This is a genomic window from Nocardia acidivorans NBRC 108247 (assembly GCF_001625085.1).
Taxonomy (GTDB): Bacteria; Actinomycetota; Actinomycetes; order Mycobacteriales; family Mycobacteriaceae; genus Nocardia; species Nocardia acidivorans.
The window spans coordinates 72,060-87,770 of record NZ_BDAW01000017.1; the positions used below are offsets into that span (position 1 = coordinate 72,060).

The 15,711-nt window shown below is 64.5% G+C and carries 16 protein-coding genes and 1 tRNA gene; all 17 read right to left on the bottom strand.

Annotated features, from left to right (window positions below):
• Window positions 1–11 precede the first annotated feature (11 nt).
• The gene (locus tag NA10_RS11265; protein ID WP_067566967.1) at window positions 12–1,274 is read right to left on the bottom strand and encodes an MCE family protein; all 1,263 of its coding nucleotides are present in this window, start codon (window positions 1,272–1,274) and stop codon (window positions 12–14) included.
• Window positions 1,271–2,488: an MCE family protein gene (locus NA10_RS11270; protein ID WP_067566968.1), complete on the bottom strand. Its 1,218-nt coding sequence runs from the start codon at window positions 2,486–2,488 to the stop codon at window positions 1,271–1,273. The genes NA10_RS11265 and NA10_RS11270 overlap by 4 nt, the downstream gene beginning before the upstream one ends.
• Window positions 2,485–3,744 (bottom strand): MCE family protein, encoded by a 1,260-nt coding sequence (locus NA10_RS11275; RefSeq protein ID WP_067566969.1) that lies wholly within the window; start codon window positions 3,742–3,744, stop codon window positions 2,485–2,487. Before NA10_RS11275 ends, NA10_RS11270 begins: the two co-directional genes overlap by 4 nt.
• A gap of 2 nt (window positions 3,745–3,746) precedes the next feature.
• A complete protein-coding gene (locus tag NA10_RS11280; protein WP_067566970.1) occupies window positions 3,747–4,754 on the bottom strand; it encodes an MCE family protein in 1,008 nt (335 codons plus the stop codon).
• The gene (locus tag NA10_RS11285) at window positions 4,754–5,842 is read right to left on the bottom strand and encodes an MCE family protein (protein WP_174562499.1); all 1,089 of its coding nucleotides are present in this window, start codon (window positions 5,840–5,842) and stop codon (window positions 4,754–4,756) included. Before NA10_RS11285 ends, NA10_RS11280 begins: the two co-directional genes overlap by 1 nt.
• Window positions 5,839–7,194, bottom strand: coding sequence for an MCE family protein (locus tag NA10_RS11290; protein WP_067566971.1), 1,356 nt, complete (start codon window positions 7,192–7,194; stop codon window positions 5,839–5,841). Before NA10_RS11290 ends, NA10_RS11285 begins: the two co-directional genes overlap by 4 nt.
• Before the next feature lie 70 nt (window positions 7,195–7,264).
• On the bottom strand, window positions 7,265–8,083 hold the full coding sequence (locus NA10_RS11295; RefSeq protein WP_067566972.1) for an MlaE family ABC transporter permease: 819 nt from the start codon (window positions 8,081–8,083) through the stop codon (window positions 7,265–7,267).
• Window positions 8,084–8,134: 51 nt separating this feature from the next.
• The gene (locus NA10_RS11300) at window positions 8,135–8,842 is read right to left on the bottom strand and encodes an MlaE family ABC transporter permease (protein WP_245677148.1); all 708 of its coding nucleotides are present in this window, start codon (window positions 8,840–8,842) and stop codon (window positions 8,135–8,137) included.
• A 97-nt stretch (window positions 8,843–8,939) separates the two neighbouring features.
• Complete coding sequence (locus NA10_RS11305) at window positions 8,940–9,998, bottom strand: ABC transporter ATP-binding protein (protein WP_174562500.1); 1,059 nt, start codon at window positions 9,996–9,998, stop codon at window positions 8,940–8,942.
• Between the two features lie 258 nt (window positions 9,999–10,256).
• On the bottom strand, window positions 10,257–10,634 hold the full coding sequence (gene rplL, locus NA10_RS11310; protein ID WP_067566976.1) for a 50S ribosomal protein L7/L12: 378 nt from the start codon (window positions 10,632–10,634) through the stop codon (window positions 10,257–10,259).
• 64 nt (window positions 10,635–10,698) lie between these two features.
• Window positions 10,699–11,268, bottom strand: coding sequence for a 50S ribosomal protein L10 (rplJ, locus tag NA10_RS11315; protein WP_067566978.1), 570 nt, complete (start codon window positions 11,266–11,268; stop codon window positions 10,699–10,701).
• A gap of 434 nt (window positions 11,269–11,702) precedes the next feature.
• A complete protein-coding gene (gene rplA / locus NA10_RS11320; protein WP_067566981.1) occupies window positions 11,703–12,413 on the bottom strand; it encodes a 50S ribosomal protein L1 in 711 nt (236 codons plus the stop codon).
• 117 nt (window positions 12,414–12,530) lie between these two features.
• The gene (gene rplK, locus NA10_RS11325) at window positions 12,531–12,962 is read right to left on the bottom strand and encodes a 50S ribosomal protein L11 (RefSeq protein WP_067566983.1); all 432 of its coding nucleotides are present in this window, start codon (window positions 12,960–12,962) and stop codon (window positions 12,531–12,533) included.
• A gap of 40 nt (window positions 12,963–13,002) precedes the next feature.
• On the bottom strand, window positions 13,003–13,788 hold the full coding sequence (gene nusG / locus NA10_RS11330) for a transcription termination/antitermination protein NusG (RefSeq protein ID WP_067566985.1): 786 nt from the start codon (window positions 13,786–13,788) through the stop codon (window positions 13,003–13,005).
• A gap of 115 nt (window positions 13,789–13,903) precedes the next feature.
• Window positions 13,904–14,278: a preprotein translocase subunit SecE gene (gene secE / locus NA10_RS11335; RefSeq protein WP_067566987.1), complete on the bottom strand. Its 375-nt coding sequence runs from the start codon at window positions 14,276–14,278 to the stop codon at window positions 13,904–13,906.
• Between the two features lie 63 nt (window positions 14,279–14,341).
• Window positions 14,342–14,414 (bottom strand) — tRNA-Trp (locus tag NA10_RS11340).
• A gap of 184 nt (window positions 14,415–14,598) precedes the next feature.
• A complete protein-coding gene (locus NA10_RS11345) occupies window positions 14,599–15,684 on the bottom strand; it encodes a fused (3R)-hydroxyacyl-ACP dehydratase subunits HadA/HadB (protein WP_067567107.1) in 1,086 nt (361 codons plus the stop codon).
• Window positions 15,685–15,711: the final 27 nt, after the last annotated feature.

The following is a 15,711-nucleotide window of genomic DNA, read 5'->3' on the forward strand; positions in this document are numbered from 1 at the left end:
CTCTCCACGCGTCATCGCTTGGTGGTCACGCCCATGAGCGTGGCCAACTGATTGGCGACCGGATTCAGGTTGAGCTTCTCCGGGTCGTACTTGGGCTTGTCATCCCACGGCTGGGCGACGCTGGGATCGGCCAGATCGGCGCGCGCGCCGCCGCGGACGGCGGTCTCACTGCCCTGCGGCGCGGTGCATTTCGCCTCGGTGTTGAACGGGAAATCGTCGCGCGAATCGTCGAAATTCGGGTTCTGCGCCTTCATCTGGTCGATGATGGCCTTGGTGCCCTCGTAGCCGATAGTGCAGGCGGGCGGGTTGTTGGTCTCGAGCACCAGACCGAAGTGCGTGGTGCCGTCGCCGGGCGCGGTGGCCGAGGCGCCGATGGACAGCAGCGGCAGCATATGCAGCACCGGTCCGAGCGCGTAGAACTTCGGCGAGATGGTCAGCAGCAGGGTGCGCAGATTGGTCAGATCCTGGGTGAGGGCCGGACCGCTCTCCTTCAGCAGCTTCCGCAGCTGATCGCCCGCGCCGGTGCTGGTGCCGATGAGCCGCCGGATATCCGGATCGCTGGAGCGCAGCTGTGCGGTGAGCTTGTCCAGGCCGTCGCTGAAGTTCAGGATGGCCGGGCCCTGCTCGGACTGGGTGGCCAGCACCCCGCGCGCCTCGCGGATCAGCGCGATGGTCTGCGGCAGCGATTCGACGCCGGTGGTGGTGAACTTGTTGAGCGAGTCCACCAGCACCTTGAGGTCATTGCCCTTGCCGTCGAACGCTTTACCCAGTTCGGTGACCGCGGTGCTGAGCGCCGCCAGATCGGTGGTCTGGGCGAAGTGGTCGACGCTGGCCAGCAGGGTCTCCACCGGCAGCGGCAGCACCGCACCGGTGATGATCGAGCCGTCCTTCAGATAGGGCGCGCCATTGTTGGTCGGCTGCAGATCCACGTACTGCTCGCCGATGGCGGAGCGGTCGGCGACGATCGCCTTGGCGCTCGCGGGCACCTTGGGCTTACCGGAGTCCATTTCCAGGGTGATGACCACGCCGTCGGGGGTGATGTCGAGATCGCCGACCCGGCCGACGGGGACGCCGCGGTAGGTGACCTCCGCGCCCTTGGAGAGATTGCCGGTGCCCGCCGCCTGCTTGTCGGTGTCGTCGATGCGCAGGGTGACCTTGTAGAGGCCGAAGCCGAGCATATTGTTCAGCCGCACGTACTTGGCGCCGACGAAGGTGACGCCCACTACGGCGATGATCACGAACAGGATCAGCTGATTACGTACCAGTCGGCTCATCGCGGACCCACTCCCAGCTGTTGCAGGATCGATCCCAGCGGATCGTTGGGCAGCGCGACCGCGGGCAGCACCGTGGGCGGCAGCGGCAGCAGGGAGACGGTGGGCCAGCCACCGCGCGGGCCGTTGCCGTTGTAGTACGGGTTGGACGGGTCCACGTTCACCTGCCGGCCCTCGGGCGGCAGGTACACCGGATCCGGTTTGCCCACACCGAGATTGGACAGCAGGGTGCCGACCTCGAGGTCCACCGAGAGCCAGGTGTTGACCTGACCGCCGAAGGCGGATTTGATCGCCTCGTCCGGGAACGGATAGGTCGGGATGAGCGGGAACGCGGTCACCAGATCGCCCGCGGACTTGCCGAGCTCCTGCAGCGTGGGGCGCAGCGAGCTCAGGTCGGTGATCAGGTTCTCCTTGGAGTGATCCAGCACGTCGAAACCGGCCTGACCCACTCGATCCAGCTGGGTGAGCAGCTGAATCAGTTGCGGCCGTTGCTCATTGAGGATCTTGATGCCCTGCGGCAGTTCGTCGAGGACCTTGCCGATCTGCTCGGTCTGCCGACCGACCCGGGTGGAGAGGGTGTCGAGCCCGTCCAGCGCGCGGGTGATGTCCTCGACCTGCTTGTTCAGTCCGTCGATGAGGGTGTTGGCCTGCTCCAGCAGGGAGCGCACCTTGCCGTCACGACCGTCCAGCGCCTTGTTCAGCTCCACCACGATGGGCTGCAACTGGGCCACGCCGCCGCCGTTGAGCAGCAGCGAGAGGGCGCCGAGCACCTGCTCCACCTCGGTGGCGGTGCGGGTGTTCTCCACCTTGATGGTCGAGCCGTCCTTCAACCGCGCCGAATCGGGATCGTTTGCGGGAGCGGACAATTCGACAAACTTCTCACCGAGCAGATTGGACTGCTTGACCTCCGCGCGGGCATTGGCGGGCAGATTCACATCCGAGTTCACCACGGCCTTGATGCTGGCGGTCCAGCCGTCCGGCGCGAGTTCGATCTTGTCGACCCGGCCCACGGCCACACCGTCGACCTTCACGGTCGACTGCGGCACCAGATCCAGCACATCGGCGAAACGGATATCCAGGTGTATCGGGTGGTCACCGACGCTGGGGCCGCCGGGCAGCGGCACGCTGAACGCGCCGTTACCGCAGCCGGCGGCGACCACGGTCACCGCGCCGAGCGTGGCGGCCAGGCTCGCGGTACGAAAACGCTTGCGGCTCATCGCTGTCCACCCTCCTGCGTCGACGGCGGCTGCTGATCGGAGGGCACCCCGGGCACGGTGCCGGGCACCACATTGCGCTGTTCGTTGTCCGCGCCCAGGATGCCGAACGGCAGCACCAGCGAGGGCGTCTTCACACCCGCGGTGAGCTGATCGGTGATCGTGGTGCAGTTGTCCAGAATCGGCTTGAGCTGGCGCGAGATGGCGTCGAACTTGGGATCGCCCGGCCGCAGCTTGCCCAGATCCAGCATCTTGCAGATCACCCCGAACGGGTTCTGCAGATCGGTGAAGTTGGGTCGCATATCCAGGGTGCCGGTCTCACCGTTGTGGACATTGATCAGATTGCTCAGCGCCGTCGGCAGCAGCGGCAGCGCCTTGGCCAGATCGTCCCGCTGATCGGCGAGGGTCTTGGTCAGCGAGGTCAGCGCATCGGCATTGCTCTGCACCAGTTCCCGGTTGTTGTCGACGAAGCGGGCCACATCCCCGAGCGCGACCGACAGCAGATTGAGCGCGTCACCGAGATCGCGGCGCTCATCGCGCAGGAAGCCGGCCAGCGACGACAGCTGGGAATTGAAGGTGCGTACCTGCGCGTCGTTATCGGCGAGCATATGCACGAACTGCTGCAGATTCTTCACCGTGTCGAACACGTCCGTGCGCGAATCCGACAGCGCCGCCGCGGCTTTGGACAGCTGCGTGAAGCTGTTGGCGAGCGCGTCGCCATTGCCCGCGAGGTTCTGCGCGGCGGTGCGAGCGAACTCGTTCACCGCGCCGTCCTTATTGGCGCCGTTGGGACCCAGGGCATCGGAGAGTTCGGTGATGCTCTTGTACAGCCGATCCACCTCGACCGGGGTCGCGGTGCGGTCCTTGGGGATGGTGGCATTGCGCCCCATCTTGGGTCCGCCCTTGTAGGCGGGCGCGAGCTGGATGTACCGGTCTGACACCACCGACGGGGTGATCTGCGCGGCCTTGGCATCGGCGGGCACGTCGTATTTGCGGTCGACGTGCAGTACGACCTTGACCTGTTCGCCCTCCGGGGTCACCGAGGCGACCTTGCCCACCGGCACCCCGAGGATGCGGACATCCGAACCCTCGTAGATGCCGACGGACTTGTCGAAGTAGGCGGTGATCGTGGTGGTGGTGAGCTTGTCCAGCCCCCACCAGGCCACACCGGCGGCCAGCACGGCCAGGATCACCACTCCGGCGATGATCTTGCTTTTGGTACTGGACGCCTTCAGGGCGGTCAGCGGATTCGACGCCATCGCTAGCCTCCCATCTTTCGGATCGGCGCCCGGTCACCCGGCACATCGGGCAGCGCGGGCGGGATCAGGTTGGTGATCACCGCGTCGAACCAGCGGCCGGTGCCGAGCACGTTCGCGTACAGCCCGTAGAAGGGGGCCGCCAGCTGCAGCGTCTTGGAGATATTGGCCTGGTTGGCATTGAGCATGTCGATGGTCTTGTTGAGGTTGGTCAGCGCGGGGCCGATCTGCTCCTCGTTGTCGTGCACCAGCGCGGTCAGCTCGGCCGCAATGGTTTTCGCGCCGGTGAGCAATTGCGCGATGGACTGCTGGCGCACATTCAGCTCGGCGAGCAGCTGTCCGCCATTGCCGATCAACCGCTCGAATTCGGCATTGCGGTCGGCGAGCACCCGGGTGGTCTTCTTGGTCGCGCCGAACAGCTTCTTGAGCTGGTCGTCGCGCTTGGCCAGCGTCTCCGAGAGCCGGGCGACACCGTCGATGGAACCGCGGATCTCCGGCGGGGTGCCGGAGAAGGCGTCCGAGAGCACCCGGAAGCTCTGCGCGAGCTGATCGGTCTTGGTGCCCTCGATATCGGCGGCGGCATCGCTGAACGCGTCCACCACGTCGTACGGGGAGACCGTGCGGGACAACGGAATATCCTTCGCCGGATCGGCCGCGCCGGAGCCCTTGGGGTCCAGCGCCAGATACTTCTGCCCGAGCAGGGTCTTGATCTGGATGGACGCGGTGGTCTCATTGCCGATCCAGGCGTCCTGGGTGCGGAAGTCCACCAGCACCCGGTCGCCGTGCAGGCGCACATCCTGCACCGAACCGACCTTCACCCCGGCGATGCGAACCTCATTGCCCTTCTTCAGCCCGGCGGCCTCGGAGAATTCGGCGGTGTACTTCGTCCCCGCGCCCAGAATCGGCAATTTGTCCAGGCTGAACGCGGACATGGTCACCAACAGCACCATGACCAGGCCCAGTCCGCCCATGAACGCCGGACTGCGCTTACCGAGCACTACCCGATCGTCCATCAGCGGCCTCCCTTCCCATGGCAGCGCGGCGCCGGATTCGTATAGATCGGCTGGTTGACGGTCGGCATATTCTGAATCGCCGCGGGCAGATTCAGCTGCGGCGCGTCGGCGGTACCCGGCCCGGCCACGATGTCGATACCGCAGAGGTAGAACTGGAACCAGGAGCCGTAGCTCGCGGCGCGACCCAGCTTGTCCATCTTGATGGGCAGATTCGCCAGACCCTCGTTGACCTCGTCGGAGCGATCGTTGAGGGTGCCGGTCAACTGGTTCAGGCCCGCGATGGCGCCCTGCAGATTCGGCCGCACCGGCACCAGCAGATCGGCGGTGGCCGAGGCCAGGTTGCCCAGCGAGGTGACCGCGGAACCGATGGTGCCGCGCTCGGCGTTCAAACCGGTGACCAGCGCCTCGGTATTGACGATCAACTGATCCAGCTGACCGTCGTGCTGATTCACCGCGGCCAGAATGGCATTGAGATTGGTGATCACCGAACCGATGACGGCGTCCTTGTCGGCGATCTTGTTGGTCAGCGCGGCGGTATTGGCCACCAGATCGGTGATGGTGCCCTTCTCGCCCTGGAACACCTGAATGATGTTGTAGGACAGCTTGTTCACATCATCCGGGGTGAGCGTCTGGAACAGCGGCCGGAAGCCGTTGAAGAGCTCGGTCAGATTCAGCGCGGGCTTGGTGCGCTCCAGCGGAATCGTCGCGCCCTTGTTGAGCTTGCGCCCCTGCTCCCCCGCACCCTGTTCGAGCGCGATATACCGCTGCCCCACCAGGTTCCGGTACTTGATCTGAGCCGTGGTGGAGGCGGGTAGCCAATTGCGGTCGGTGACTTCGAATTCCACATTCGCCAGCCGCTTGTCGACAATGGACACCTTGGTCACCTTGCCGACACGCACACCGGCGATGCGCACCTCGTCACCCGGATTCAACGACGTCACATCGGTGAACCGCGCATTGAACTTGGTGCCGCTGCCACCGTAATTGGCGATGGTCAGCGCCAGCACGCCGGTGGCGAAGACCGTCACCAGAATGAAGACGATCAGCTTGGTCAGCGTGCCGCCGAGGCCGCGCAGCAGATCCCTCATCGAATGGTCACCTCGCTGCCGCGGAAGGCCGGGGCCGCAATGCGCGCCATCCAGCCGGGCACCTGGTCCGGCGAAACGCCGTTGGCCGCACCGTAGATCGAGTTCAGGGTCTGCTGCTCCTGCGGAGAACCGGCGGTGGTGGGCGCGTGCGGGCCGAACACCTTGTACTGCGGGGACGGCATGATCCCGATGTTCTGATCACCGGGGGTCCGGCTCGGCGCCTGGTACGAGCCGTCATTGGCGGAACCGTTGGTGTACTGGCCCGGATCCACGCCCAGCGGATATTCCGGAATGCACATGGCCGGGCGGGTGTCGAACCAGCGCGGCTCATCCTGATTGGGCACATAGCGGCCGCGCGGATTGACGATCTCCACCGTCACGCGCGAACCGGGCAGATCGGTGCCCTTGCCGAACAGCTCGTCGATGCGCGGCTTCATCTGCGCGAAGTTCTTCAGCGAACAGGTGTACCCGGGCGAATACTTGGCCAGCGCCTCCAGCGCGGGCCGCGAATCCGCCGCCACATCGATGATGTTGTCGCGGTTGGCGACCAGGAAATCCGCCAGATCCGACGAGCTGGGGGTCAAAGTGGCCAGCAGCTGATCGATATCCGGACGCTTCTGCACGATCGTCGCATTGGTGGTGCGCAGATTGTCCAGCGCGTCCACCAATTGCGGTGCGGCATCGGAGTACACCGTCGCCACATCGGCGAAGCTCTTCAAATCCTCCCGCAGCGTGGGCAATTCGGTATTCACCTGGGTGAAGATGTCGTCCAGGCGATCGATGGTCTTGCCCAGCTCCGCGCCCTGACCCTGCAGCGCCTGCGAGATCGCGCCCAGCGTGGAGGCCAGATACTGCGGCGGCAGCGCCTGCAGCAGCGGCAGCAGATGATCCAGCAGCTGGCTCACCTCGATGGCATGGCCGCTGGTGTCCTGATGCAGGGTCATCCCCGCGGTGAGGAATTTGCCGTCCGGCTGCTCCGGCCACACCAGATCCACATAGCGCTCACCGAAGAGCGTCTTGGGCAGCAGCCGCGCGGTCACATTGGCGGGGATCTTGCCGGCCTTGGCCGGATCCAGCGCCAGGTCCAGCGTCACCTGATGGCCGTCGTACGAAGTCGACCGCACCTCACCGACATTCACGCCGCGGATCTTCACATCCGCATTGCGGGTCAGCGCGTTGCCGACGGTATCGGTCAGCAGATTCACCCGCACGGTATCGACGAACTGCTTGTTGTAGATGGCGATCGTCGACCACAGGAACAGCGCCACCACCACGAAGAACAGCAAACCCATGGTGCGCTTGCGCAGCTTCTCGGTCCGACGCCAGAACAACACCCGCTCTGGATTGCTCATGCTCCACCCATCCGGGATGCACGGGGGCCTTGCGTGGTTACGCAAGCTGCCGCCTCCAGGACCTGACCGTTCATCCCGCCACCCGCACCGTCGTGGTCGTGCCCCAAATGGCAAGGCTGAGGAAGAAATCGAGCACATTGATGAGCACGATGGCCGCACGCACCGCGCGCCCCACCGCCACACCCACACCCGCCGGACCACCGGTGGCATTGAAGCCGTAGTAGCAGTGCACAAGGATGATCACGAACGCGAAGACGAGCACCTTCAAGAAGGAATAGATGACGTCTTCGGGTGGCAGGAACAACTGGAAGTAGTGGTCATACGAACCACTCGATTGCCCATTGAAATAAATACTGATCAACCGCGACGCCACATAGGTGCCGAGCAGGCCGACGATATACAGCGGAATGACCGCCACGAATCCCGCGATCACCCGCGTGGTCACCAGGAACGGCACACCCGGCACCGCCATCACCTCGAGCGCGTCGATCTCCTCGGAGATGCGCATGGCGCCCAATTGCGCGGTGAAACCACAGCCAACCGTCGCCGAAAGCGCCAGCGCCGCAACCAAAGGCGCGAGCTCACGGGTATTGATGTACCCGGTCAGGAAGCCGGTGAGCACACCCGAACCGAGCGAATCCAGCGCCTTGAAACCCTGTAGCCCGACCACCACGCCGACCGAGGCCGACATGAAGACGATGACGCCGATGGTGCCGCCGATGACCGCCAGCGCACCCGAACCGAAGGTCACCTCGGCCAGCAGCCGCATGACCTCCTTGCGGTAGTGCACGACGGTCCGCGGAATCGAACTGACCGCCCGGGTGTAGAACGACATCTGATCGCCCGCGCGGTCGACCAGGTGCACGGGCGATTTGAGCGCACCGGTCATCCGGCGCGCCCCCCGCTGAAATGCGTTGGTGCGCTGCGAAACAACCATGAATCACGCGCCCTTGGCCGGGACGACCTGAAGATATATCAGGGTCAGCACCAGGTTCAGGAAGAACAACACCAGGAACGTGATAACCACGGACTGGTTCACGGCGTCACCTACTCCTTTCGGGCCCCCCTTGGGATGCAGACCCTTGTAGGCGGCGATGACGCCCGCGACGAGTCCGAAGATCAGGGCCTTGATCTCGCCGATCCAGAGGTCGGGCAGCTGAGCGAGCGCGGAGAACGAAGCCAGGTAGGCGCCGGGCGTACCGCCCTGCAGACCCACATTGAAGAAGTAGCCGCCGCAGATGCCCACGACCGCCACCAGACCATTGAGCAGCAGCGCCACCAGCATCATGCCCAGGACACGCGGAACCACCAGGCGCTGAATGGGATCGATGCCCAGCACCTCCATGGCGTCGATCTCCTCGCGAATGGTGCGCGAGCCGAGATCGGCGGCCACGGCGGAGCCGGCGGCACCGGCGATGATGAGGGCGGTGACCACGGGAGCGGCTTGCTGCACGGTGGCGAGCACGCTGGTGGCACCGGTGAACGCCTCCGCGCCGAGCTGCTTGATGAGCGAGCCGGTCTGCAGGGCGACCACCGCGCCGAACGGGATTGCCACCAGGGCGGCGGGAAGGATCGAGACACTCGCGATGAACCACGACTGTTCGATGAACTCCCGCCACTGGAAGGGTCGACGGAAAGTCTTGCGCATGACATCCAACAGCAGCGCAAAAATGTTGCCGGCCTGGGCAAGACCCGACTCGACCGGGGTGCGCAGCCGCGTCAGGGTTTGATTCACGGGCGGTATGTTACCCGTTAGTCAGGTTCTGTCGAACCGTGGTGTCGTACCCGCCCGTGTAGGCGGGCATCACCTGTGTGTCGGCGTCACCGTTCTCCTCCATGGAGTGCCGGATCGCCTCCTGCGCGGCGGGCGGCAGGGTGTGCAGAATCTGGCGCACCCGCTCCCGGCGGCGACCGACGGCCTGACGCACCGGCATACCGGGCTGCGCCTTCATCTGCGGGATGATGCCCTCGACCTCTTCCGCGCCACCGGCGTGGTGACCGGCGTCGAACATGGCCTGCTCGCGGGCCATCTGCGATTCGTCCTTCTCCTCGGACATACCGATCGGGCCCTGCATACGGCCGTTGAGGAACTGCTTGACCACCGGCTCCTCGGAGGTGAGCAGCACCTCGCGCGGGCCGAACATGACCAGTTCGCGGCGGAACAGCATGCCGATATTGTCCGGCACCAGGCGCGCCAGGTTGATGTTGTGCGTGACGATCAGAATCGTCGCGTCGATCTGCGCGTTGATATCGATCAACAGCTGCGAGAGATAGGTGGTGCGCACCGGATCCAGACCGGAGTCCGGCTCGTCGACCAGGATGATCTGCGGATCCAGCACCAGGGCGCGGGCCAGGCCGGCGCGCTTGCGCATACCGCCGGAGATCTCACCCGGGAGCTTGCCCTCCGCGCCGAGCAGACCGGTCAGCTCGAGCTTCTCCATGACGATCTTCTTGATGTCGGATTCGCTCTTCTTGGTGTGCTCACGCAGCGGGAAGGCCACGTTGTCATACAGATTCATCGAGCCGAAGAGCGCGCCGTCCTGGAAGAGGACGCCGAACAGTTTGCGGATCTCGTACAGCTCCTTGTTGGAGCAGGTGGTGATATCGGTGCCATCGATGTAGATGGAGCCGCGCTCCGGGCGCAGCAGACCGATCAGCGACTTCAGGAAGACCGACTTACCGGTACCGGAGGGGCCGAGCAACGCGCTGACTTCCCCCGACGGCAGCGTCAGCGAGACGTCCTGCCAAATCCGTTGCGAACCGAACGACTTGGTGATGCTTTCGGTCCTGACCTCGACGCCCACGCCAACCTCCACAATTCTCCGACGAGCGCCCCACTGCGGCGCACCACGAATTTTTCAATGCGCGGTGTGGCGCATCACAGTAGGTCCGGTCACTGTATCGCATAAGCCCCGTCTCGGACACCGAGACCTGACCGGTCAGTAACGAAACATTTCGCAACCATGAATCACGACGCGATTACGAGTACTCGAATACACGAAAAGGGCGGTCCCCCAACGGGAACCGCCCTTTTACAGACGTTGTCAGACGCCCGGCAAGAATTACTTGACGGAGATCTTGGCGCCGGCCTCTTCGAGCTTGGCCTTGGCGGCGTCGGCGGCCTCCTTGTTGACCTTCTCCAGGATGGCCTTCGGGGCGCTCTCGACGAGGTCCTTGGCTTCCTTCAGGCCCAGGCCGGAGACGATCTCGCGAACGACCTTGATGACCTGGATCTTCTTGTCGCCGGCCGACTCGATGATGACATCGAACTCGTCCTGCTCTTCGGCAGCCTCGGCCGGGGCAGCGCCACCGGCGACCGCGACGGCGACGGGGGCAGCGGCGGTGACCTCGAACTTCTCCTCGAACGCCTTCACGAACTCGGAGAGCTCGAGCAGGGTCATGGAACCGAAGGTTTCGAGCAGCTCGTCAACGTTGGCCATTGATGTTTCCTTTCGATGGTTTCATCACCGCGCGAGCGGCGACGAATAGGTTTGGGGTGATGACTTATTCGGCGTCGGCCGCAGGAGCTTCGTCGGCGGCGGGGGCGGCGGCGCCACCCTCGTTCGCCTTCTTCTCCTGCAGGGCCGCGAGCAGGCGCGCGACCTGGTTGCCGGGGGCTGCGAACAGCCCGGCAGCCTTGGACAGGTTGCCCTTCATGGCGCCGGCCAGCTTGGCCAGCAGGACCTCGCGGGACTCCAGGTCGGCGATCCGCTCAACTTCGGCAACGGACAGCGCGACGCCGTCCATGTAGCCGCCCTTGATGATCAGCGCCTTGTTGTCCTTGGCGAAAGCCTTAAGCGCCTTCGCGGCTTCGACCGGCTCACCCTTGATGAAGGTGATGGCGGTCGGACCGACGAACAAGTCATCCAGGCCTTCGACGCCCGCCTCGGCGGCGGCACGCTTGACCAGGGTGTTCTTGGCGACGGAGTAGGTGGCGTCCGCGCCGAGCGCACGACGCAGCTCGGTGATCTTGCCGACCGACAGTCCACGGTATTCCGTGACAACGGTGGCGGTCGAACCCTTGAACTGCTCCGTGATCTCCGCAACCGCGGTGACCTTTTCGGGTTTTGCCATACTTCGCCTCCTCTCTGGATGGTCGGTTCGTATATGAACTACCGACTTCCGCCAGGGGCCAGCGATAAAGCAAACGCCCCGCGGACGCAGAGTGGTCCCGGGGCGTGAAAGAAACACAAGGCGAGTGACTCGCAATGGTTTCCCCTACCTCGGCTCTCCCTGCGTGGGCCGCCAGCAGTAACGCTGGACCTTCGACTGCCCGGGGGCAGCAACCAACGGTCTTCGGTAGAACGATGTGGGGTGATCACCGAACAAGTCGGCGACCGTCGTAAAGGCTACCAGGTGGAGTAGCGCTACCCAAATCGGCACCCCCCTTGACCTGCGTGGACCACCACAGACATTTGCGTAGACCACCAAAGACGAAGGGCCGGTACAGGTTTCCCCGTACCGGCCCTTCAGGCTCTATGCGTTGCTACGCTCGCCCGTCGAAGAGATCAGTCTTCTTCGGCGAAGTTGCGGGTGCGGTTCACGTCCACCGGGATGCCCGGTCCGGTGTTCGTCGAGAACGTCACCTTCTTGAGGTAGCGGCCCTTCGCGGTGGAGGGCTTGACGCGCAGGATCTCGTCGAGGGCCGCGCCGTAGTTCTCCGCCAGCTTCTTGTCGTCGAAGGACGCCTTGCCGATGACGAAGTGCAGGTTGGCCTGCTTGTCGACGCGGAAGTTGATCTTGCCGCCCTTGATGTCGTTGACGGCCTTGGTCACATCGGGGGTGACGGTGCCGGTCTTCGGGTTCGGCATCAGGCCACGCGGGCCCAGTACGCGAGCGATACGACCGACCTTGGCCATCTGATCCGGGGTGGCGATCGCGGCGTCGAAGTCCAGCCAACCGCCCTGGATGCGCTCGATCAGATCCTCGGCGCCCACGGCGTCCGCACCGGCGGCCTCGGCCTCGGTGGCCTTGTCGCCGACCGCGAACACAATGACGCGGGCGGTCTTACCGGTGCCGTGCGGCAGGTTGACGGTGCCGCGGACCATCTGATCGGCCTTGCGGGGATCGACACCGAGACGGACTGCGACCTCGACGGTGGCGTCGGTCTTGGTGGTGGCGGTCTCCTTCGCGAGCCGCACGGCGGCCAGCGGAGCGTAGAACGCCGACTTGTCGACCTTGGCGGCCGCCTCGAGATAAGCCTTGCTTCGTTTTGCCATGTTGTTCTGTCCTGTTCGTAAGTTCAGACGTGGTGTGCGGGCCTGGCCGGCCCTCCCACGGGATGTGCAGCCGAGTGGCTACTCCGCTGGCCGTTTCGAGCGACCTGCGAGCAGTCGCTACGCGATGGTGATACCCATCGAGCGAGCGGTACCGGCGATGATCTTGGCGGCCTGGTCGATATCGTTGGCGTTCAGATCTTCGGCCTTGGTCTTGGCGATCTCACGGATCTGATCCATGGTGACCTGCGCGACCTTGTTGCGGTGCGGCTCGGCGGAGCCCTTCTGCACACCGGCGGCCTTGAGCAGCAGCTGCGAGGCGGGCGGGGTCTTCAGCTTGAAATCGAAAGAACGATCTTCGTAGACCGTGATCTCGACCGGGATGATGTTCCCGCGCTGCGACTCGGTCGCGGCGTTGTAAGCCTTGCAGAACTCCATGATGTTCACGCCGTGCTGACCCAGCGCGGGACCAACGGGCGGAGCCGGATTGGCCGCACCGGCCTTGATCTGGAGCTTGATAAGCCCAGAGACCTTCTTCTTCTTCGGGGGCATCTTTCTTCCTTGGTTAGGTTCTTGCGGTTTGCAAGTCTGATCAGATCTTGGCGACCTGAGTGAACGCCAGCTCGACCGGGGTCTCGCGACCGAAGATCGATACGAGCACCTTGAGCTTCTGCTGCTCGGCATTGATCTCGGAAATGCTGGCCGGAAGGGTGGCGAAGGGGCCGTCCATGACGGTGACCGACTCGCCGACCTCGAAGTCCACATCGATGGTGGGCTTGATGATCGGGGTCTCGCCCGAGGTCTCGCCGGAGCCGGAGGCCGCGGTGGCCGCGGGCTTCTGCTGCTTGGCGGCGGGAACCAGGAACTTCACCACATCATCGATGGACAGCGGGGACGGGCGCGAGGTCGCGCCGACGAAACCGGTCACACCGGGGGTATTGCGGACCGCGCCCCAGGACTCGTCGTTCAGCTCCATGCGGACCAGGATGTAACCCGGCAGCACCTTGCGATTGACGTTCTTGCGCTGGCCGTTCTTGATCTCGGTGACCTCTTCGGTCGGCACCTCGACCTGGAAGATGTAGTCCTCGAGACCGAGGTTCTGCACGCGGGTCTCGAGATTGGTCTTCACCTTGTTCTCGTAACCGGCGTAGGAGTGGATCACGTACCAGTCGCCGGGGGCGCGGCGCAGCGCGGCCTTCATCTCGGCTACCGGATCGGCGGGCTCGGCGTCGACAGGGGCGGCCGGCTCTTCGGCGGTCGGCTCGTCAGCGGCTGCCTCCGCGTCGGCGGGGTCGTCAAATTCCGCGGCGTCGGTGGTCTCTTCCACCAGATCGTCGACGTCGAATTCGTCGGTTGTGCCGTTCTCCGGGGTGCTCACTGGGGCACTCGCTTCCTTGTCGTCACGTAATCCTCTGCGCGCTGGGGGGTCACCCCAGGCGGATGGTCCGTCCCCCGCCTCTGCTCGGGGAGCGGTAACCGGCGCCGACGGTCAGCTAGCCGAACAGCCAGTTGACACCCTTGATGAACGCCACATCCAACCCGCTGATGAACGCGATCATGAAGATCACGAACACCAGCACAACGCTCGTATAGGTGACCATCTGCTTGCGGTTGGGCCAGATGACCTTGCGCAGTTCCGCGATTACTTCTTTGAGGAACTTCACCAGGCGCTTGAACGGATTGCCCGTACCGCCACCGGCCCTGCCGGACTTCTTGTTCGCCTTGGCCGGTGACGCAGGACGATCGATCGTCGCTACATTCGTCGCCGCCGACGCGTTTCGACGCCGGGCGGAACGCTTGCCGCTCGGACGAGCCACTGCGGCGGTGTCATCGCCATCTTCGTGGCGAGTATCCCGCTCGTCGCTCACGTCGATCCTTCCTCGTCGCTGTACTGACCGTTTCGAGCGACCCGCAAGCGATCGCTACGCGTGCAGGGGCGACAGGACTTGAACCTGCAACCTGCGGTTTTGGAGACCGCTGCTCTGCCAATTGAGCTACGCCCCTTCGGTTGGACGTCTGTTGCTCGCCCGACCACAGTATCTCTTCAGTTGTACTACGGGGTCGCCGTGCCGTGCCTTTACATACATACGCGCCGCTCCTCGGAGCAGCGCGCATCGGCTGGTGACCCCAGATAACCGAGTCTACGGTATCTCACGCGGCAATCGCCAATCGGGGGTCACCGGTCGAATCAGGCCAATTGGACGGTCGCGGTGGCGCGGCCGAAGATCTTGCGGCCCTCCGATTTCGCCACGATGGCGACCACGGCGGTGCGATTCTCCGGGTCGATCGACTTCACCTTGCCGGTGTATTCGATCTCGGCGGCCTTGTCCACGGGCACGTACACGGGGCTGGTGAAGCGCACGTTGTACTCCTTCACCGCACCCGGATCGCCCAGCCACGAGGTGACGAAGCCGCCGCCCAAGCCCATGGTCAGCATGCCGTGCGCCACAACGTTTTCCAGCCCGACGAGCTTGACGACCTCATCGCTCCAGTGGATCGGGTTGGCATCGCCGGAGACGCCGGCGTAGTTCACCAGATCGCCGCGGGTCAGGCGCACCACGCGGGTGGGGAGCAGATCGCCGACGGCCACATCCTCGAACCGGATGGCGTGCTTATTCGGGGTGATCTTGCCGCGGCCGGGCAGGGTCACCGGCACCGGCTGCGGCTCCAGATCAGCGACCCGCAGAGTGCGCGGCTTGTGATCCGGGGTCTCCTCCGGGCCGACGCCGTGCATGAGCACATTGCGCACCGCGTCACCGACATTGGGATCGATATCACCGCCGCTACGGCCGATGAGGGTGGTGTAGGTGGTGAGCACCATTTCGTCGTTCTGGTCGACCACGTCGTTCTTGGTGACGATGATGTCGCCGCCGAACGCCTGCCGGAACGAGTGCAGGTACACGATGCAGGTGAGCTGGTCGCCGGCCTTGATGGGCCGGTGGAACTCCAGGATCTGATCGGTCTGCATGATCTGGCTCAGGTCGTAGCCGGTGACGATCTGCTCGAAGAGCTTGCGCTGGGCCAGGATTCCGACCAGCGAGATGAAGCTGAGCGGCGCCACCAGACCGTCGTATCCGTACTCTTGGGCGACATCCTCGTCCCAGTGCACGGGGTGGTAGTCCTGCACGGCGCGGGCGTATTCACGCACCTTCTCGCGGCCCACCTCGTAGTAGTCCTCCACCCGGTAGTGGTGGCCGACCATGGCGGCGGCGTGCGTGGCGGGATCGAATGCCTCACCCGGGGAGACCGTTTCGGTCTCGGTGTTACTGACCATGTCGGCAGTATCGCTGACCAATTCGAT